This is a genomic window from Shewanella eurypsychrophilus (assembly GCF_007004545.3).
In the GTDB taxonomy this organism is placed as follows: Bacteria; Pseudomonadota; Gammaproteobacteria; order Enterobacterales; family Shewanellaceae; genus Shewanella; species Shewanella eurypsychrophilus.
Window position 1 is genome coordinate 3,208,750 of record NZ_CP045503.2, and the last position, 19,837, is coordinate 3,228,586.

Sequence of the window (19,837 nt, forward strand, 5' to 3'; positions counted from 1 at the left end):
AAACAAATACCGATATCCTATAACTAGGTATCGCGCAGCTGATTTAAATAAAGAGTCAACTGAGCTAATGTCACTTATCATATAAATTGGAGCGACATATCGGGTTCGAACCGATGACCTATACCTTGGCAAGGTATCGCTCTACCAACTGAGCTAATGTCGCTTACATTTTGACGTTTTAACATTTACTGTAATCATCACTAAAGGTATCGCACTTAACCTTTATCAACTGAGCTAATGTCGCATAAATCAATTTATCAATCTTACTTGCAGCAAGTTCTTTCTTAAGAAGCTTTCCCCTGACTGCGGAATGGCATTCTACCGATTTAGCGCCAAGAGTCAATCGCATATTTAACGATAAATGACTGCTTGCACACTAATTAGTCTTATTGCATTTTAATCATTCGATTCGGCGGTTAAATCACCCCAAGCAGCTAAGATATAACTCATCATTGACCAAAAGGTCAGAACTGTAGCCACATAGAATAGCGCGAAAGCAGCGTAAGTGACTAAATCGTTAGGCTGCCAAATAAGACCGGTTATCGCCACCATCTGTGCAGCGGTTTTATATTTACCTACCCAAGACACGGCTACAGCGCCACGTTTTCCGATCTCAGCCATCCACTCTCTCAATGCAGAGATCACAATCTCACGACCAATCATAAATAAAGCAGGCAAGGTCAACCAAATATTGTTGTGTTCTGCAACCAAAAGCACAAGGGCTGTGATAACCATGATTTTATCGGCTACCGGATCGAGAAAAGCCCCAAATCGAGTAGACTGTTTTAATTTTCGCGCGGCATAACCATCTAGAGCATCAGTGACAGCAGCTAGCCAGAAAACAAATGCAGCAGCGAAAGGCGACCAGGTATATGGAACATAAAAAAGTACAATAAACACAGGTAACAAAAATATTCGAAACAAAGTTAAAGCTATAGGAATATTAAACGGCATGAGAAAACCAATAGTTTAAAAGCAGCGCCAATCTTGCCTGAATTTTTCTAGCCTCGCAACGAATCATGTATTGTTTGTGCCATTTCTAGACTAATCCCGGGCACTTTAGCCAATTCGGTCACACTTGCGCCCTTAACTTCTTGGATCCCACCTAAATATTGCAGCAAGGCTTTACGCCGTTTCGGACCCACTCCTGCAATAGATTCTAAAGTAGAAGTATTACGCGTTTTCTGACGCTTATTTCTATGTCCTGTAATAGCAAAACGATGCGACTCATCACGGATATGTTGAATTAAATGTAATGCGCCTGAATCGGCGGCAAGTGAGAATGAAACTTCGTTTTCACCATAAATCAAGGTTTCCAAGCCGGGCTTTCTGCCCTCACCTTTCGCGATGCCGATAAGCATAGGCGCTATGTCAATATTGGCAAATTTCTCATCTACAATCTTTTGCGCGATCCTCAATTGGCCAATACCACCATCAATAAACAAGATGTCAGGGATCTTTCCTGTCTTATCTATTTTATCAAATCGTCTCGTTATCGCTTGCTTCATAGCAGCATAATCATCACCTGGGGTGATCCCGTTAATATTGTAACGGCGATAATCTGCTTTATTAGGCCCTTCTCGATTAAAAACAACACAAGAAGCAACCGTGCTCTCGCCCATGGTATGACTAATGTCAAAGCACTCCATACGCTGGATCTTTGTGCCCATCTCTAATGCTTCTTCTAGCAATAGAAATCTTTGTTCCACAGTGTTCTTATGCGATAGATGAGTATTGACGGCATTTTTTGCGTTCGTTACAGCTAAGCGCAAAAAGTTGGCTCGCTCACTGCGAACCTTGGTTTTAATTTCAACTTTCTTATTTAAGGCTGTCTGGATCGCTTGTTCTAATTGAGTATGGTCATCAAAGCTATGACTTAATAAAATCTCTTTAGGTAGCGTTCTGTGACTATCAGCATTTAGATAAAATTGGATCATGAAAGCGCTCAACACTTCATCAAGATCTGTTTGCGCGGGAATAGAGGGATAATAGCTACGGCTACCAAAAACCTTGCCGTCGCGAATAAACAAAAGGTGAAAACAAGCGACTCCGGACGCATAGTGCGCACCAATCACATCCATATCACCAGACGTGTTTGAAATCTCCTGTTGCTCCGCCACTCTTCTCAATGCCGAAATTTGATCTCGATAGCTTGCGGCTAGCTCATATTCAAGTGATTGAGCACTCGCCTCCATTTTATCAACCAGCTCTGTCATGACTTGCTGATTTTTACCTTTAAGAAATAAACTCGCTAACTTCACTTGAGCACCATAGTCAGCTTCACTCACCTTGTCGACGCAAGGGGCACTGCAACGACCTATCTGATACTGCAGGCATGGCCTTGAACGAGATTTATAGTAAAGATCATCACATTGACGGATTGGAAATATTTTTTGTAAAAGATGTAAGCTCTCTCGAACAGCGCCACCATTTGGATAAGGGCCAAAGTATGTGCCTTTATCGCGTTTAGGACCTCGGTGATAAGCAAGCCTTGGGTGCTTGTGGTGACTGAGTAAAATATAAGGATAAGATTTATCATCCCTAAGCAACACATTATATCTGGGCATATATTGCTTGATATAATCATTTTCTAAGATAAGGGCATCAGTCTCACTATGAGTGAGCGTCACATCAATATTTGCGATATGAGAAACGAGAGCCTGGGTTTTAATGTGTGGAAGGTTCTTCCTAAAATAAGAACTAAGACGCTTCTTAAGATCTTTGGCTTTACCTACATAAATGACGACATCCTCTGCATCGTACATCCGATAAACACCCGACGAAGAGGAAACGCTCTTTAGAAAAAGAGCTGAATCAAACTGACTTGACATAAATTGAATAGCTAAACATAAATAGAGAATATAAACCTTTACGGTACATGTTTACAGGCTTAAAACTGACCAGTATCAAGCATCTTGTAGCGAATCGCTAAACGTGTCAGTTCAACATCACCACTGATCCCAAGCTTTGCAAATAAACGATAACGATAACTATTAACGGTTTTAGGGCTAAGGTTTAGTTGCTCAGAGATTTCACTGACCTTTTCCCCATTGGTGATCATCATCATGATCTGTAGCTCACGCTCAGATAAAGACTGAAAAGGATTATCGTCATTGGAATTAAATTGGCTCAATGCCATCTGCTGCGCAATTTCAGGCGAAAGATACCGCTGCCCATGCGCGACTTGACGAATGGCTTGTAACACCTCTGGAGGAGTTGCACCTTTCGTTAGATATCCAGAAGCCCCAGCTTGCATAACCTTGGTAGGAAAAGGATCTTCTGTTTGAATGGTTAACACTATAATTTTAGCATGAGACTGGTGGCGCAATATTTTTCGAGTAGCTTCTAATCCGCCAATCCCCGGCATATTCATGTCCATCAAAATCACATCGGCTTCGTTACTACGGCTCCATAGAACCGCAGTTTCACCATCTCCCGCTTCGCCCACTACCTTAATGCCACGTTCATCTTCAAGAATACGCCGTATTCCTGTGCGCACTAACTCATGATCATCAACTAAATATACTGAAATCAATTCAAATTACCTTAGGGCTAACGTGAAGAATCTCACCTGATTCAAATTCTTATTTAATGCTAATTTAGCCCATAAGCCATCAATAAGAAAGCTCGTTTTTTAATATGCGAGATGATTAACCGCAGGTAAGCCCTTACATTGAGCGAATAACGACCAACTCATTGTATTTATTTGTTTTATTCATGCGAATACAGATTAAACCAGGGATGAGAAAGCTGGTGATGAATGATAAGCCGGCTTCAATAGACCCACTATAGAGCCTAATAAGCTAGATCAAGAATACATTAAGAGCTATGAGTAAAATGTTTTTACTGGCTCTTTGTTAAAATCTAAAATGCACAAACAGGAAACGAAAGTAATATTCAGTGGTCATTACAACCGCTATAAAACTAACTGGTTACGTCCATTTTTTTTAGCCAAATAGAGCTTTTTATCAGCCAAACTCAACATAGACTTAATATCATTTTTTATTCCATGAAATAAACCAATAGACACGGTAACATTTATGATAACACCATCATTTTCATAAGATTTCGATTCTATTTGTCTTATCATCTTTTCAAAAATATCAATAGCTTTTTCTAGCGACAAATCATCAAGAACGACACAAAATTCTTCTCCTCCATTTCTGACAATAAGATCTTTTTTTCTAAAGTTAGATTTTAAAATCTCGCTTATCCACTTTAAGACATCATCCCCAACATCATGACCAAAGGTATCATTAACAGCTTTAAAATGGTCTATGTCTATCATAGCGACTGATAATGGACTATTTGCTATAAGTGCTGATTGTATCAGCACTTTAGATTCCACCTCTAAAGCACGGCGATTTTTAAGTTGAGTGAGTGGGTCTATGGTTGCTTCAATATTTTTTTCTTGAATGGTATCCAACATTTCAAGCACTTGCATAATGCGAAGGTTTAATTGCTCTTTTACAAAAGGCTTAGTGATGAAATCATTAGCACCTTTTTTTAAAAACTCTATAGAAAGCTGACTGTTATAGCCATGCGGGGTCATTCCAAGTACGCCGAGCATTGTCGAAGGAAAATGTTCGCGTATATCTTCAACAAGCTCAACACCTTGAATGTCACCGCTTATATCTAAATCAATTAATACGACTTGAATATCACTGTGAGTTTTTAATAGCTCTAAGGTAGTTTTAGCGTCACTACTTTGTAATGACGCCAAACCAAATTGCTGTAAACTCCCTGCTAATTTATTACGAAAACTCTCAGAGCCATCAACGATTAACGCTTTGATAAAATCATTTTTATATACTCGTTCGATTAGTCTTGTACTGTAAAGAAGATCAGTGTTTGGTTTTTTTATTAAGTATTCAAAAACACATTTATCTAATAATACCTCTCTAATCTCAGTAGAGTATTCTTGCGTATATACAATAGTTGGGATCTTATGTTCAAGAAGTAAATCTACACTCTGCCCCTCCATTGCCCCATCAAGAAAATAATCAAGTAATGCTATAAATACATTCTCATTATTTTTAGTTAAATAGTCTTGTAATTGTGCAAAGGTTTCTACCGTATCTATAGAATAACTAAAGTTTTTTCTTAGTTCTTCTATCTTACTTTTTAATAATTGAGGGTTATCTTCTATAAGAAGTATTTTTTTCATTTGAACCTTTACTTAGTAATTAAGTGCATTTCAATCAAATATTTTTGTCTGTGGATACAGGTATCATATTTTGTCACCTTGAAATTTATGTCGCATTAATGCATAAAGGTCAAATTACAAATATGTAACGTTAATACTGTAGCTGCGTTGAACATCGAGCTCCAGATCTTGTGCAGACAGATTTAGTCGGGCTAGTGAATGGGTATTAGGCGAAACAGCTATTCGTTCAATGTATCGAAAGTTACTTAGTATTTAAAATAAAAAACTGTCGGACACCAAAATAGTGCTCCCGTGCCCCTAGCCTAGTTTATTTCTTTTAGTTTGATAGAACAATCCCCAAGTGACTCTCCCTTAGCGATAAAGCTAAAACTTCAAAAGCTTAAGAGGTATAAGTATGTTACAAGCCCCGCCAGTGTTGGCTTGTTTCTAGTTATTGTCAGTGGGCGACAGCCAGCACCAAGAGTACTAGAAGTCGGTGCATAAAGAGCTCATCATATGTCATCTATGCGTCTATTTTTCTTCGTTCGACAGTATACAGTGTAAAGCAGTAACTTGAGATTCACATAAGAGCGGAACAAAAATGGAACTAAGTGCTTGAAGCACGATCCGAGTGTTCGACGAAGAAAAATGAACCTGCGGTCTACAAGCATGGTTAATTTAGAAGCTCTTTTCACTGATGTCGATGATTTTTTTGTCAGAAGTTTGTGCCAGAGTGTGAAGTGACCTTACTCAAATAAATCCAAAAATAACGCAACAAGCCGTCCTCGCTGGCACCTAAGAAGAGGTAAACACTTAAAATATGAAGTACAGTATATTCCTGACATTACGAAAAATGACGTTTATTATCCCTATAGTCTGAAGATGTTCTTGGAGAGTTTGAAGCAGAAAAACCAGTAGAAATTTGAAATATTAGTAAATATATTTAATTAATTATGTGTGGGGGGGGTAAAAATAATGAACGATGATAAAATTAAAGAAATCCAAGAAAATGGGTTCGCCATAAACAAAAAATCAGACACAATGCTTTATAGTTATGATTATGCCTATACAATGGGGATGAATACCAATTCAAAAAATGGGATTGTATTACCTGAGTTGTTTTTAACGGGTGTTCCGTCTATGGATGGCGCCAGAATTCTTAATACTATATCAATGGCTATTTTTAAGATGGGCTTGCCTGAAGGTGACTTTATTTATAAAGATATTGAAGGGCTCGACAGAATAAATATTTTACTCGTAGAGATAAAAGACATTTATAAAATCCGGAGCCAGATAAAAGATGTTGAAAATGTAAATAATGAAATAAATGGCAAGGGATTACAAAAAATTTATCAAGTTGTCATTTCAGATAGTAAGAAAAGGTTTAATCTTAAAAATCCTGATGAAGAATTAGATATCTATTTTGATATAGATACTGTTGATTTATCTACAATCGCACCAATCTCTATACCTAGAGTAAATAAAAAAGAACATCTTTTATTAGTTAAGGCACAAAGGTTTTTAAGTCAAACTATCGTAAAATAAAGAAGTTTCCTAATGGAAGCGAGTAGGTCCCCCTTCCCCCCCCAGCAAGGCTAAACAAAAAAAGCAGAGGCCACACCGAAAACCGGATAACGCTACCCAAAAATAAACGACCACAGAAAAAGCCAAGTCAATGACTTGGGCGCAAAGACTCAAACGGGTTTTTAGGATAGATATCGAAACCTGCTATCAATTCGGTGGTGTGGTTAAGATCATTGCAAGCATTGCTAGTTTTGAAACCCGGTACTCTCAAATGAGAGTGCCCAGCCTCATATCAATATGGCGGAAAGATAGCTGACCTGAACAAGAAAAGCCCAAGGGTTCAATCACCATTTTGTAAATAGCAAAAAGCCCGCTTTAATAAGCGGGCTTTTCTAGATGTGGCGGAGAGATAGGGATTTGAACCCTAGACGGGCTATAAACCCGTGCCGGTTTTCAAGACCGGTGCATTCGACCACTCTGCCATCTCTCCGAACGGGGCGAATATTATAAGTATCTCGGTTTGATGTAAACTCTTTTTTTAAATAAACCGCCTGACTGACTAGCTTATAATCAATGTGCATGAAAAAAACTCATAATGTGATCTGAGGAAACGCCACTATTTCCCTGTTACCATGCATGACATGGATTTTCGAATCCACTTGAAACATAAAGTAATACCTCAATCAAATTGAATATGGGCTCAAAGGAGGATGTGGTAACATGTGATGACAATCTATGTAGATTCTCACTTTAAAGTAGCCAACATTTTTATGAATCCTAATGTTATTCCCGTGTCAGCATTAACTCCTCAGCATACTATCCCTGAAATATCGACACTAAAACCTGAATTGAGACATTTGCTTTTAGGTCAAGAACGGATCCTTGATGCTTTCACTCTTTTGACTAAAACGACTAATCAACATATGTACCTTGCTGATTATGTGGGTATTGATAGAGAACCTTTTATTGCAGCACTAGTTAGTCAGCAACAGAAAAAAACGAAACAGTTTTTATTCATAACAAAAGACAGTAACAGCAGACAATTTCAGTGGTCGAATGCTTCGGTTCAAGAAAGTAACAATCACACCGATATTATCTGTGAAAAAGATCATTGCTATCAATATTTATCTGGCGACATTAAACGCTCAGATTTAGTGGGTAAAGTGTCGACAGATGATAATTCCCAGGTAAATTCTGAAAACCTAAGCAAGATCCGCTATCACGCGGGTGCTTTAGCTCAATGCCATACTATATTCATTTGCGCTGACTCTCTCTGGAAACGAGAAGGCTTATGGGATCTGATTCTTTCTATTTTATCTAAACAAGAATACCAAGTTCACTCTCAACTGCCACCAATACCATTAAACTGCAAAATTGTGTTAGTCGGCAATAGCAATCAATATAGTATCTGCTGGATAGAAGAACCTCAATTTTCAACCCATTTTCCACTACTGGGTGAAATGAGCAATGAACTGGATATCAAGCATCATTCAGAGCAGGACTATGGTAATTGGGTAATGACTGTTGCAGAGCAATATCAAGTATCGTTAGATAACTCTGTTTTAGCACCGCTTTTTCAATACAGCGCCCGATTGGCAGATCATCAACAGCGTCTCAGTTTGCAATCATCTCAAATAGGTCAACTATTAGCTCAAGCTCAAGCATATAGCGATAATGATACAATAACAGCCGATGACTTAGCTTATGCGCTAACTCGTCATCAGCTACGTCATAGTGCCTCTGAGAGCCTATCTGCACAGAACTTCGATGACAAATTTATTAACCTGCCAACGGCTGACACCATGGTAGGTCAAATCAATGGACTGACAGTGCTCGATACCGTTGAATATAGCTATGGAGAACCTGCACGTATCACTGCATCCGTTCACTATGGTGATGGTGAAGTTGCCGATATAGAAAGAAAGTCAGAACTTGGCGGTAATATCCATGCTAAAGGCATGATGATCTTATCTTCTTGCCTTTATCGAATTTTTGGCAAAGATGCCCCACTCCATTTAAATGCCAACATCGTTTTTGAACAATCCTATCAAGAAATTGATGGTGACAGTGCTTCGTTAGCTGAATATTGTTGTTTAATTTCAGCCATAACAGAAAAAGCGATTAATCAAGGTATTGCAGCTACTGGTGCAATCGATCAATTTGGTCATGTACAAGCTATAGGCGGCGTGAACGAAAAAATTGAAGGCTTCTTTAATTTATGCGAACGCCGAGGATTAACAGGAACACAAGGTGTGATCATCCCAAGGTCAAATACTCAACAACTCAACTTACCAACTCAGCTCGTTGAAGCGATAAAAGCCAAGCGTTTTTATTTGTATCAAATAGAGCATATAGATGAAGCTGTTGAATTATTGATGGCAACAACCGCGGGCGTAGCAGATGAAAATAACGACTTTCCAAAAGATTCAATATATGGTTTAGTCCAGAACCGCTTAGCAAATCTGGCTGGTTATACGGATGCAGAACCCACTTTTTTTGAGACCTTGCTCCAAAAGTTGAAGTTTTCTAGCTGATCGGAGTTGTTTAGCGTACACGTGTTCGCTAATCTTGACTCCTCAAATTGTAGGAGTGAAGTAAATCAATGAGTAAAGCAAATAGTTTCAGTAAAGAAGAGCTCATCGCCTGTGGTCATGCTGAGTTATTCGGAAAAAATTCACCGCGTCTACCAATAGACAAGATGTTAATGATCGATCGGATCGTTAAGATCAATGCAAATGGTGGTGAATTTGAGAAAGGTGAGATTGTTGCAGAGCTAGATATTGATCCCAAACTATGGTTCTTCGATTGTCATTTCGAAAATGATCCCGTTATGCCAGGTTGTCTTGGACTTGATGCCATGTGGCAACTGGTTGGTTTTTTCCTTGGTTGGGAAGGGGCTGAAGGCAAAGGTCGTGCGTTAGGCGTTGGTGAGGTGAAGTTTACCGGCCAAGTCCTACCAGATGCCAAAAAAGTGACTTATAAACTCACCATAAAACGTAAAGTGTATCGAAAGCTGACTATGGGTATAGCGGATGCAACCATGGAAGTAGATGGGCGTGAAATTTATAGTGCTAAAGATCTTAAAGTTGGGATTTTCACAGATACAAGTACATTTTAATCCTGCTCTAAATTATAGATAACATCCAATTTCAAGCATAAAAATGCCCTCTTTTATGAGCTTAGCTCAAAGAGGGCAAAATGCTGTGCTACTTATTAAATAAGCCAGTTAACCGGCCATCTACGCCTTCACGCCACCCCCCTAACCACTGTGACTTAGAATCGAGTGTTGAGTACGGACAAATTTCTTTTGAGCGGCCACCTACTCCGGCTTGAAATCCTTTTGAAAAAGCTCTGTCTAAACGATCTCTTTTTTGTCTTTTCATGCAAGCATCCTCTGTTTTACACACAAAGAAGCAATAGCTTCAACTGATAGAAATAGAACTTTTTTAACTCAAAATCAATCAAAATTTAACCAATTTACATGCTTATTTTTTAAGCTATTGACTTTTTAGACAAAAAAAATCGAGGCATTTGCCTCGATCTCTAAAAAAGTATTCTACTACTTATAACGACGACGTAACCAAAGCAGTGGAAGCGTAAACAACCAGATAAAGCTAGCGGCGCCTTTACGCTCATAGTCTTCAGCGTCATCATTACTATCGACACAGTTGTTAGCGTTGAGCCATTCCTCTGTCGCTTCTGTACCGTTGGTCTTTAATATGACTGAACGCGGTAAGTATGAAGTAAGAGGATCACCATATCCATTCACTTCGAAGACAGGTAAACCGTTATCACCAATGACCAGATTACCATCCGAGTCAAACTTATATTGGGGCTTACGGACGAAAACAGTCCCTGCGATAACACCTTCTTCATTGATACTGTTAGCTTCAACAACTAAGAGGTCTTCATTATAGGTCAGCGTTACATCTGTTCCATCCTTAACAGAGACTTGTCGACGCTGCCACTTGTCATCGACTTTTTCGAAACCTTTCGACTCACACGTTAACAGCTGGTTTAAATTTCTAAACTCATCTGCACCTTTGTTGTAGAGGAAACCGGCTTTTGGACGAGGTTTCTCTTTATCATGGGTCGTTTCAATAAAACCAACAACCTGTCCCTTGTTGTTAATATCTTTTGGCTTACTGCTTAGATCCGACGTTGAATTGTAAAAATCATTTGGAGTAACAATTTCAGACTCAGGGTTATTAGTATCGAAATAGAAAAACTTATCTCTTATATAACCATCAAGATATTGCTGGTAGCTACCCACTAAGATGCCACTGTCATTGATATCATAAGCAATCGATTGATATCGATCATCGATCATATCAATCCAGTTATATTCATACTCACCAGCAGTATTTGTAGTCCAATAAGCCGCATCGAACGCTAACTTATCTTTATTACCTCTACGGTAAACATGAGACCGACCAGCAACATCCCCTTGACTATTAACACCTAATCCTTGAGCGGTATATATATACGTAGAATCAGAAGCAGGTGTAAGCCCGAGAGGTAACTCATGTTCAGAACTTACAGCTCCATCGGATTCAACTTGCCACACATAACCTCGAACTTGATAGTTGATATATGTGTTGCCGTAATCATCATATGGGAATTGTAAACCTTGAATACAGATATCTACAATTGGATAAGTATCACCGGCAATACAGGAATCAAGGCGTTCTTTAGAGTTTTTTGATATATCAGTTCCAACATAGCCAACAACAAGACCCGTTGGGTTAATTTTCGCTGCTACTGAATAACCGCCAATATTAACGGTGGCATCATCGTTGGAATAAGTGGTTAACGTTGGAGTTAAAGAAGTCTCGACGCCATCATTACTCTTTACAAAACCGCGCTCTTCAAAATCACGGTAATACCAAAACTCTTGTCCCTCGGTGGACCCTGTATATGTCTCAGTTTCCTCTTCAGCCGTCATCGAGCCAACTTTTAAGCCTGAGTCATTGACTCCATAATAATAAACATCTACAGAGTTTATCGTGTCAGGATCATCGGCATCTGTAAGACTAGGATCGGTAGTGCCATTAACACTGTCAAAAACAGGAAGCCAAGGTTCTGACGAGTCATTTTCAACTGCGGTAAAGGTGAAGTTATTGGCTTTAATAGGATAGTTAATTGAACGAATGATCTTTTCTTCAGGTGCTATACCATCTTCGATATCGATAACACCGTCATCATCATCAGAAACGCTCAGGTATTTTTTTCCTTTAGAAACACCTAACGACACCCCACTAGCGTTAACAGCCATACCATAGCCACTACGAGTCCCTTTTAGCGTACCAATCAAATCCGCAGATTCAGAATCCTGAACATAGATGTCATCTAAATTCTTTATCTCATATACAGGTGCTGCTTGAACACCTTGCAGAGCACCAATTACGCCTAGTGCAACTAATGATAGGGCTTTATCCAATTTCAACTTCATTAACGCTATTCCCATACTATTTCTAGTTTTATTTTAATTTTGTATTACTTAAGCGACTCTAGCTCTTCCCATCGCTCAAAGCACACTTCCAACTTCTGCTCTTTTTCCGTTAACTGGCCGAGTTGGAGATTAATTTTATCTTGATCTTGAGCGTAAAAATCTGGTGCACTGACCTTCTCTTGTAATACTTCAACCTCTTGCTCTAGCGACTCCATTTGAGCAGGTAGTCCTTCGAGTTCACGTTGTAGCTTATAAGATAACTTCTTTTCTACCTTAGGTTTTATTTCAGACTTTTCGTCTTTAACCTCAACCTTCACAGGTTGGACACCCTTTGCCTCTTGAGGTTCCTCAGAATAAAATTTAGCACCTTGAGAAACTGCATCTTGGTAACCACCAACATACTCACTCCAGCCACCATTACCAGTAAACCACCAACTACTGGTCACTGTATTGTCGATAAATGCTCTGTCGTGACTGACGATCAAAAGCGTACCTGGATATTCAGTGAGTAGAGACTCTAACAATTCTAAGGTCTCAATATCAAGATCGTTGGTTGGCTCATCGAGAATAATCAAGTTAGCAGGCTTAAGTAATAGCCTTGCAAGTAGTAACCTATTCTTTTCACCACCAGATAATGCCTTTACAGGCGTTCTTGCTCGCATAGGTGAAAATAGGAAATCTTGAAGATAACTCAGGATATGGCGGTCTTGTCCATTGATAGTAATAGTCTTCTTTCCATCACCAACATTTTCTTCAACTGTTTTTTCAGGATCGAGTGCTTCACGGTACTGATCAAAATATGCCACTTCTAATTTAGTGCCAACTTTCACAATACCAGATTGAGCCTCTAGTTGACCAATTAAGAGCTTAACCAAAGTTGATTTACCACAGCCATTAGGACCAATGAGGGCGATTCTATCGCCACGCATAACGGCAGTAGTGAAGTCTTTCACTAGATTCTTATCGGGAAGATTATAGTTAAGGTTCTCAATATCAAACACGAGCTTACCTGAACGATCAGTATCAGCAACGGCCATTTTGGCGCCACCTTGGCGATTAAGACGTGCCATACGTTCAACCCTAAGCGCTTTAAGAGCACGTACACGGCCTTCATTGCGGGTACGCCTCGCTTTTACACCTTGTCTGATCCAGGTTTCTTCTTCGGCTAATCGTTTATCAAACTGTGCATTTTGCTCCGCTTCAACTCGTAACCATTCCGCTTTACCATCGAGGTAAACCTGATAACTTCCAGGCCACGAGGTTATGACTCCGCGGTCTAAATCAACGATTCGAGTTGCCATACGTTGAATAAATCCCCGATCATGGCTAACAAAAACAATCGCGCCTCGATAGCTCATCAAAAACTGCTCTAACCACTCGATGGTATCGATATCCAGATGGTTTGTAGGCTCATCAAGCAAGAGTAGATCAGGGTCACTCACTAAAGCACGCGCAAGTGCAACCTTACGCTGCCAGCCACCAGATAATTCAGAAAGCGCACTATCAGGGTCTAAACCTAACAATTCACAGTTTTGATTAATGCGATTATCAAGCTGCCAGCCATTAAGATGGTCGATATCCTCTTGCAAACGCTCCATCTGCTTGAGCATGCGTTCCATCTGCTCAGGTGAGGCGGTGCCCACATCATGGGCTAATTGATGATATCGCTCTAACTTCTGACCGACCTCTTGCAGACCCGCTGAAATATAGGCATATACCGAGCCAGTGTCAGCTTTAGGCGGATCTTGCTGTAAACGACTGACTTTGACATCTGTTGCGATATTAAATTCGCCATCATCGAGCAGTACATCACCACTCAAGACTTTCATAAGACTTGACTTTCCAGCACCATTGCGTCCAACAATACATACCCGCTCGCCCGGCTCAATGGTAAAATCTGCTTTTTGTAACAATGGCGTATAGCCATAGGCTAAAGAACCATTATTAATACGAACTAAACTCAAGTGAAACTCCTAAAAAAATTATCTAATGCATTGCTATCAAACGGCCAATCAAGTTCTTTATTTGTATTACACAGCTTTAAAACTGGGATACGCGTACCATATTGCTCAGCCAGTTCACTGTCATCACAAATGTCGCTTTTAATATACTCAATGCCTGTTTTATCAATTAATGCCATCGCAAGTTCACACAGATGACAAACATCTGTGTGGTACAAAATAAAGCTGGCGGGTTTACTCGGCATGCGTAAGAAGCCAAGTATTATGTATTTGTGGATTACGCTTAAAATCTAATGGTAACGTCTGGTCATCAATATTTTTAACCGTAAAACCCAATGCTTCTAACGCTTCAGTTTCCATCTTAAATTTACGCTTATTGTTCGAGAAGATAATCTCAGCATTCGGGTTTAATAATTTAATTAAACTCGACAACAAAGCGACATGATCGCGCAAGACATCGAAAGAGTCTTCCATACGCTTTGAATTAGAAAATGTTGGAGGATCAATGAAAATCAGATCAAACTTATCGTGAGTTGTCTTAATCCACTGCATGCAGTTCGCTTGAACAAACTGATACTTATCATCATTCAAACCGTTCAAGGCAAAATTTTCTTTAGCCCAATTAGTATAAGTATTAGACATGTCGACAGTTTTAACTGATTTTGCACCACCTAATGCCGCATGTACAGATGCTGAGCCCGTGTAGGCGAATAAATTTAAAACATCTTTACCTTTAGATTTTTCCCCGACTAACTTACGGGTCAAACGGTGGTCAAGAAAAAGCCCAGTATCTAAATACTCTTTAAGGTTAAGCTTAAACTTAGCACCATATTCAGTCGTAATTAACTCAAGCTTGTTTGTTTGAATCTTTTCGTACTGATTTGTTCCTTTTTGTTTTTCACGCGTTTTTAAAATAATATTATCAGGATCAATATCGATCGCGCCAGGCAAGGTGATCAGTACGTCCGTAAGACGACGTTTTGTTACCGACTCAGGTATATCCATTGGTGCGGTATATTCTTGTATCACAACATAATCAAGGTATTTATCAATAGCGACCTTATAGTCAGGCAGATCTGCATCGTAGATACGATAGCTATCAACTCCCTCTTTCTTCGCCCATTTTTTAAGTTGCTTAAGGTTCTTTTTAATTCGATTTACAAAAGGAACGGCAATATCACTCACATCGCCATCACGCTTGATGTTAGCGGGATCTACACGGCGAGTATTTACCGCATGAACAGTATAAAGATTAAAAGCACATTCTAATGCGCCGTTGTTCATCTTCATCTGTTTATCAGCTTTTAACTTTAAGGCAGATAACAGCTCTACGTCACTATTGAGAACCGCAAGCTGCCAGCCACCAAACTCGGCTTTAAACTTATCACCCAACTGATAGTACAACTGCAACAATGCTGTTACTGTTCCTAGTCGTTCTCCATATGGTGGGTTTGTGATTAAATAACCAGTCTGTTCGGGAACTTTTACATCTAACGCATCTGCCACACTGAAATCAATGAGATCGAGAACCCCTGCATTTTCAGCATTTGTTTTCGCAAGATCCACAATTCGCGAATCGATATCAGAACCATAAAACTTAGTTACACAACGTGTTTTACCTATCGTTGCGCGTGCTTTGGCTTCATTAAGTAATTCTTGCCAAACTTTATCGCTATGTCTGTGCCAATGCTCAAAACCAAATCGTTCTCGAGTCAAACCAGGCGCAATATCACAGGCAATCATAGCCGCTTCAATAAGAATCGTACCGCTACCACAAAATGGGTCCAGAAGTGTCACCGGTTTTTTTGACCAGCCACTGCGCACTAGCATATTAGCCGCTAGGTTTTCTTTTAGTGGTGCTTCACCGGTTGTGGCACGATAACCACGTTTATGTAATGCAGGACCAGAAAAATTCAAACCAATAGTGATCTGTCCACGACGGTAGTGGGCATCGATCCTAAAATCAGCATCGACTCGCGCCACGTCGGGTCTTGGGCAATCATCATCACGGAAACGGTCAACGATGGCATCTTTAATTTTAAGCGCACCAAACATGGTGTTATTGATAAAGCCACCCATGCCATGGAAATCGATACTAAATGTATTGCGATGATTGAACTCCATCTGCCAATCAATACCATAAGCAGCATTGTAAAGCTGTTCGGGAGATTCACACGGACCTTTATGGATAACCACAATAATACGACTAGCAAGTCGAGACCAAAGAGTGATCCGGTACCCTAGCTCTAATGATGCAGAGAAATAGACTCCAGCAACACTCTCTTTAATTTCAGAAGCACCAAGCTCAGCTAACTCGAGTGATAATGCGTATTCATAGCCCTTAGGAGCCGCAGCAAAAAAATTTAACATCAATAGATAGACACACAGTAAAAATTAATCAGCCATTATACCTTGAAGACAAACTAAAAGATAAAAAGTTATTAGGTCTAATGATGTTTAATCGACATATTTAAACTCGCTTTGTATAAAGATACCTCTCATTGTTTCATTAACGTACGGTTGAACGGTTTTTCACGAAACACGCTTGCATTGATTCAATCATATCGCTATAGTTCGCCCCGCTTTGAACGAGTAGAGAGATTAACTAAATATCTTAGCTCATAATAAGCATGATTATACGGACGCGGGATGGAGCAGTATGGTAGCTCGTCGGGCTCATAACCCGAAGGTCGTTGGTTCAAATCCAGCTCCCGCAACCAATTCTTTATTAGTAGAATTAAAACAACTAATGCGTTCAATACGGACGCGGGATGGAGCAGTATAAAAGCTACTCGGACTCAACTCTTTATAAACAGGTGGCGAAGGTCGTTGCCCCGCTTTTGTAAAAAGTAATCCAGCTCCCGCAACCAATTCTTTGATTGAAGAATTAAAACTCAATTCACTCATCTAGTGTATAGGTCAATTCGGACGCGGGATGGAGCAGTATGGTAGCTCGTCGGGCTCATAACCCGAAGGTCGTTGGTTCAAATCCAGCTCCCGCAACCAATTCTTTGATTGAAGAATTAAAACTCAATTCACTCATCTAGTGTATAGGTCATCCGGACGCGGGATGGAGCAGTATGGTAGCTCGTCGGGCTCATAACCCGAAGGTCGTTGGTTCAAATCCAGCTCCCGCAACCAATTCTTTATTAGTAGAATTAAAACAGCTAATGCGTTCAATACGGACGCGGGATGGAGCAGTATGGTAGCTCGTCGGGCTCATAACCCGAAGGTCGTTGGTTCAAATCCAGCTCCCGCAACCAATTCTTTATTAGTAGAATTAAAATAACTAGTGTGTTCGATACGGACGCGGGATGGAGCAGTATAAAAGCTACTCGGACTCAACTCTTTATAAACAGGTGGCGAAGGTCGTTGCCCCGCTTTTGTAAAAAGTAATCCAGCTCCCGCAACCAATTCTTTATTAGTAGAATTAAAATAATTAGTGTGTTCGATACGGACGCGGGATGGAGCAGTATGGTAGCTCGTCGGGCTCATAACCCGAAGGTCGTTGGTTCAAATCCAGCTCCCGCAACCAATTCTTTATTAGTAGAATAAAAACTCAATTCATTCATCTAGTGCATAGGTCATCCGGACACGGGATGGAGCAGTATAAAAGCTACTCGGACTCAACTCTTTATAAACAGGTGGCGAAGGTCGTTGCCCCGCTTTTGTAAAAAGTAATCCAGCTCCCGCAACCAATTTCCTGATTAATCAATCAGTTTTAAAACCTACTTATAACTCCCCCTCTTTTAATACCCCTTACTCAAAATATTCTCCCCATTTCTATATCCCTAGATATAAATAGCCCTAAGTTAAAATCTACACCTTTTAACCCACCTAAGATAACAACTTAAAAGTATGCAAAACCACTCAAAACTATAATTCAATGCTCAGAATAATGAAGTACTATTTTGAGAAGCTGGTTGAGAGGCCGAGTGAGAAGCGGATATTATGAAGGGTTCTATCGATCGTGATGAAGGACTATTTATGCAGCTGCAATATGTCGCTTTACGTTTAACGGATACAATCTATCATGCATCACTTTAATACATTCAAATTGCTGTAATGATTTAGATTCAGTAAGTTTAAGTTCTGGTTCAAGTACCATAACTAAAGAAGCTTGAATGCTGGTTTCAACCACCAATACTCGGGCATTCACTCCTTGGCACCGCAGTTGAAAGACTTTACCTAAATCACTATAAACACACATACTACTGGTTTCAAAGAACCATGATTTGGGCATTTGAGGTTTCAATAAAAAATGAGCAGCAGTTGCATTGAGTGCTAGCTGAACTTTCAAACCATCTGATAGTTCAAATGACTTAGCTATAAGATCTAGAAACTCTATATAAAACTTGGCATGGTCAACATTAAACTCCAACTCAATCAAAGCATCTGGAATTAATGATTTCTTTTTATACGGAGTTAAGAACTCCATATCAGAGTCTAATGAAACGCTTAAAACAGCATACGAATCACTATACCTCCATTGCCAATCCCTTTTTGGCATTAATAACATAACATTTACCTGTCATATAGAATACAGCTCGATAATAGATGATATTTCATCCAATATCAAAATGTTATTAAATTAATTTAATTTAATAACATTTAGTTAATTAGATCAAACGCGATCTTGAATTCGATCGCGCTATAAAAATAGATCTTATGATGGAACTATTTCTTTATCTGACACGATACGCATCAACAATATCTTTAATTAATTTTGGGCCTTGGTATATAAAACCAGAAAAAATTTGAACCATAGCCGCACCAGCATCTATTTTATCAAGGGCGTCGGTTGAACTATTAATCCCACCCACACCTATGATTGGTATCTTGCCTTTTAGGCACTCTGAAAGCTGTTTAATCACTAAAGTAGACAATGCATTCAATGGCTTACCACTCAACCCGCCTGATTCAGTTGCATTTTGAAGACCACTAACACCGTCTCGACTCAATGTAGTGTTGGTCGCAATAGCGCCATCAAACTCATTTTTAATTAAGGATTCAGCTATTTTTTCAATCTCATCTGGGGACAAATCAGGTGCGATTTTCAGAGCTATGGGAACATACTTACCATGCTTTTCAGCAAGATCTTTTTGTTTAGCTTTCAGCGATCCCAAAAGATCATCTAATAGGTCACCATACTGTAAGCTTCTTAAGCCTGGGGTGTTTGGAGATGAAATATTTACAGCAATGTAAGCTGCATACTGATATACCTTCTCCATACAGATCAAATAATCATCTTTACCCTGCTCAACTGGCGTATCTTTATTCTTACCAATATTGACGCCTACAAGCGCACCAGACTTAGCTTGCTTTAAATTAGCAACAAGGTTATCAACTCCCTTGTTATTGAAACCCATTCTGTTAATTATTGCTTTAGCGGGCTTTAAACGGAAAAGGCGTGGTTGTTCGTTACCCGGTTGAGGTCTTGGGGTAACAGTACCAACTTCTATGTGTCCAAACCCCATAGCATGGAAGCCATCGATACACTCACCATCTTTATCCATTCCAGCAGCTAAGCCGACAGGATTTGGAAAGGTCACTCCCATACATTCAACTGGAGCGGGTTCAAACTGTTGTGCATAAAAACAATCTAAAGGGCTATTGGCCGTCGACTTGAGACTATTAAGTGCAAGATGATGCGCCCTTTCAGGATCCATCTGGAACATGACTTTTTGAGCGATTTTGTAAAACATGCTTTCTCCTAGACCGAAAAAAGCCCCGGCTATTGCCAGGGCTAATTAA

General features: G+C 39.6%; 14 protein-coding genes and 7 tRNA genes. 8 read left to right on the forward strand and 13 right to left on the reverse strand.

What is annotated here, in order from left to right:
- Positions 1–87: 87 nt before the first annotated feature.
- The 5 genes from FM038_RS13560 to FM038_RS13580 all read right to left on the reverse strand — a co-directional run bounded on the left by FM038_RS13560 (position 88) and on the right by FM038_RS13580 (position 5,167).
- Positions 88–163: transfer RNA gene (locus FM038_RS13560), tRNA-Gly, on the reverse strand.
- Between the two features lie 233 nt (positions 164–396).
- The gene (gene pgsA / locus FM038_RS13565) at positions 397–954 is read right to left on the reverse strand and encodes a CDP-diacylglycerol--glycerol-3-phosphate 3-phosphatidyltransferase (RefSeq protein ID WP_142871039.1); all 558 of its coding nucleotides are present in this window, start codon (positions 952–954) and stop codon (positions 397–399) included.
- A 47-nt stretch (positions 955–1,001) separates the two neighbouring features.
- Positions 1,002–2,831: an excinuclease ABC subunit UvrC gene (gene uvrC, locus FM038_RS13570; protein ID WP_142871040.1), complete on the reverse strand. Its 1,830-nt coding sequence runs from the start codon at positions 2,829–2,831 to the stop codon at positions 1,002–1,004.
- Between the two features lie 59 nt (positions 2,832–2,890).
- A complete protein-coding gene (uvrY, locus tag FM038_RS13575; protein ID WP_142871041.1) occupies positions 2,891–3,535 on the reverse strand; it encodes a UvrY/SirA/GacA family response regulator transcription factor in 645 nt (214 codons plus the stop codon).
- Positions 3,536–3,916: 381 nt separating this feature from the next.
- Positions 3,917–5,167: a GGDEF domain-containing response regulator gene (locus tag FM038_RS13580; RefSeq protein ID WP_142871042.1), complete on the reverse strand. Its 1,251-nt coding sequence runs from the start codon at positions 5,165–5,167 to the stop codon at positions 3,917–3,919.
- Between the two features lie 954 nt (positions 5,168–6,121).
- Here FM038_RS13580 and FM038_RS13585 point away from each other — a divergent pair.
- Positions 6,122–6,691: a hypothetical protein gene (locus FM038_RS13585; RefSeq protein ID WP_195873035.1), complete on the forward strand. Its 570-nt coding sequence runs from the start codon at positions 6,122–6,124 to the stop codon at positions 6,689–6,691.
- Positions 6,692–7,069: 378 nt separating this feature from the next.
- Here FM038_RS13585 and FM038_RS13590 read toward each other — a convergent pair.
- Positions 7,070–7,160: transfer RNA gene (locus FM038_RS13590), tRNA-Ser, on the reverse strand.
- A 280-nt stretch (positions 7,161–7,440) separates the two neighbouring features.
- Here FM038_RS13590 and FM038_RS13595 point away from each other — a divergent pair.
- Together FM038_RS13595 and fabA are read left to right on the forward strand one after the other, a co-directional pair.
- Positions 7,441–9,204 carry a S16 family serine protease gene (locus FM038_RS13595; protein ID WP_195873273.1) on the forward strand — a complete coding sequence of 588 codons (1,764 nt, stop codon included), beginning with the start codon at positions 7,441–7,443 and terminating at the stop codon, positions 9,202–9,204.
- Between the two features lie 68 nt (positions 9,205–9,272).
- The gene (gene fabA, locus FM038_RS13600; RefSeq protein WP_142871043.1) at positions 9,273–9,788 is read left to right on the forward strand and encodes a bifunctional 3-hydroxydecanoyl-ACP dehydratase/trans-2-decenoyl-ACP isomerase; all 516 of its coding nucleotides are present in this window, start codon (positions 9,273–9,275) and stop codon (positions 9,786–9,788) included.
- An 88-nt stretch (positions 9,789–9,876) separates the two neighbouring features.
- Here fabA and rmf read toward each other — a convergent pair whose 3' ends face one another.
- The 5 genes from rmf to rlmKL form a co-directional block, all read right to left on the reverse strand.
- Positions 9,877–10,053 (reverse strand): ribosome modulation factor, encoded by a 177-nt coding sequence (gene rmf, locus FM038_RS13605; protein ID WP_142871044.1) that lies wholly within the window; start codon positions 10,051–10,053, stop codon positions 9,877–9,879.
- A gap of 176 nt (positions 10,054–10,229) precedes the next feature.
- Positions 10,230–12,122: a DUF3466 family protein gene (locus tag FM038_RS13610; protein WP_142871045.1), complete on the reverse strand. Its 1,893-nt coding sequence runs from the start codon at positions 12,120–12,122 to the stop codon at positions 10,230–10,232.
- Between the two features lie 44 nt (positions 12,123–12,166).
- The gene (locus FM038_RS13615; RefSeq protein WP_142871046.1) at positions 12,167–14,086 is read right to left on the reverse strand and encodes an ABC transporter ATP-binding protein; all 1,920 of its coding nucleotides are present in this window, start codon (positions 14,084–14,086) and stop codon (positions 12,167–12,169) included.
- Positions 14,083–14,328, reverse strand: coding sequence for a glutaredoxin family protein (locus FM038_RS13620; RefSeq protein ID WP_142871047.1), 246 nt, complete (start codon positions 14,326–14,328; stop codon positions 14,083–14,085). Before FM038_RS13620 ends, FM038_RS13615 begins: the two co-directional genes overlap by 4 nt.
- Entirely contained in the window at positions 14,318–16,453 is a 2,136-nt protein-coding gene (rlmKL, locus tag FM038_RS13625) for a bifunctional 23S rRNA (guanine(2069)-N(7))-methyltransferase RlmK/23S rRNA (guanine(2445)-N(2))-methyltransferase RlmL (RefSeq protein ID WP_142871048.1), read from the reverse strand. Before rlmKL ends, FM038_RS13620 begins: the two co-directional genes overlap by 11 nt.
- 273 nt (positions 16,454–16,726) lie before the next feature.
- Between rlmKL and FM038_RS13630 the strand changes: the two genes are divergently transcribed.
- From FM038_RS13630 to FM038_RS13650, 5 genes are all read left to right on the forward strand, one after another.
- Positions 16,727–16,803 (forward strand) — tRNA-Met (locus FM038_RS13630).
- Positions 16,804–17,012: 209 nt separating this feature from the next.
- Positions 17,013–17,089, forward strand: a tRNA-Met gene (locus FM038_RS13635).
- A gap of 58 nt (positions 17,090–17,147) precedes the next feature.
- Positions 17,148–17,224, forward strand: a tRNA-Met gene (locus FM038_RS13640).
- A 45-nt stretch (positions 17,225–17,269) separates the two neighbouring features.
- Positions 17,270–17,346, forward strand: a tRNA-Met gene (locus FM038_RS13645).
- A 195-nt stretch (positions 17,347–17,541) separates the two neighbouring features.
- Positions 17,542–17,618: transfer RNA gene (locus tag FM038_RS13650), tRNA-Met, on the forward strand.
- A gap of 450 nt (positions 17,619–18,068) precedes the next feature.
- On the opposite strand, the gene FM038_RS13655 is transcribed toward FM038_RS13650, so the two are convergent.
- Positions 18,069–18,602, reverse strand: coding sequence for a cell division protein ZapC (locus tag FM038_RS13655; RefSeq protein WP_142871049.1), 534 nt, complete (start codon positions 18,600–18,602; stop codon positions 18,069–18,071).
- 166 nt (positions 18,603–18,768) lie between these two features.
- Positions 18,769–19,788, reverse strand: a complete 1,020-nt coding sequence (gene pyrD, locus FM038_RS13660) for a quinone-dependent dihydroorotate dehydrogenase (protein ID WP_142871050.1) — start codon at positions 19,786–19,788, stop codon at positions 18,769–18,771.
- Positions 19,789–19,837 lie beyond the last annotated feature (49 nt).

What these genes read in the sequence shown, in the direction of transcription:
- FM038_RS13580 (WP_142871042.1), bottom strand. Translation starts at nt 5,167, where the DNA reads ATGAAAAAAATACTTCTTATAGAAGATAACCCTCAATTATTAAAAAGT.
- FM038_RS13655 (WP_142871049.1), bottom strand. Translation starts at nt 18,602, where the DNA reads ATGTTATTAATGCCAAAAAGGGATTGGCAATGGAGGTATAGTGATTCG.
- pyrD (WP_142871050.1), bottom strand. Translation starts at nt 19,788, where the DNA reads ATGTTTTACAAAATCGCTCAAAAAGTCATGTTCCAGATGGATCCTGAA.
- FM038_RS13620 (WP_142871047.1), bottom strand. Translation starts at nt 14,328, where the DNA reads ATGCCGAGTAAACCCGCCAGCTTTATTTTGTACCACACAGATGTTTGT.
- FM038_RS13610 (WP_142871045.1), bottom strand. Translation starts at nt 12,122, where the DNA reads ATGAAGTTGAAATTGGATAAAGCCCTATCATTAGTTGCACTAGGCGTA.
- rlmKL (WP_142871048.1), bottom strand. Translation starts at nt 16,453, where the DNA reads ATGTTAAATTTTTTTGCTGCGGCTCCTAAGGGCTATGAATACGCATTA.
- FM038_RS13585 (WP_195873035.1), top strand. Translation starts at nt 6,122, where the DNA reads ATGAACGATGATAAAATTAAAGAAATCCAAGAAAATGGGTTCGCCATA.
- uvrC (WP_142871040.1), bottom strand. Translation starts at nt 2,831, where the DNA reads ATGTCAAGTCAGTTTGATTCAGCTCTTTTTCTAAAGAGCGTTTCCTCT.
- FM038_RS13595 (WP_195873273.1), top strand. Translation starts at nt 7,441, where the DNA reads ATGAATCCTAATGTTATTCCCGTGTCAGCATTAACTCCTCAGCATACT.
- pgsA (WP_142871039.1), bottom strand. Translation starts at nt 954, where the DNA reads ATGCCGTTTAATATTCCTATAGCTTTAACTTTGTTTCGAATATTTTTG.
- fabA (WP_142871043.1), top strand. Translation starts at nt 9,273, where the DNA reads ATGAGTAAAGCAAATAGTTTCAGTAAAGAAGAGCTCATCGCCTGTGGT.
- rmf (WP_142871044.1), bottom strand. Translation starts at nt 10,053, where the DNA reads ATGAAAAGACAAAAAAGAGATCGTTTAGACAGAGCTTTTTCAAAAGGA.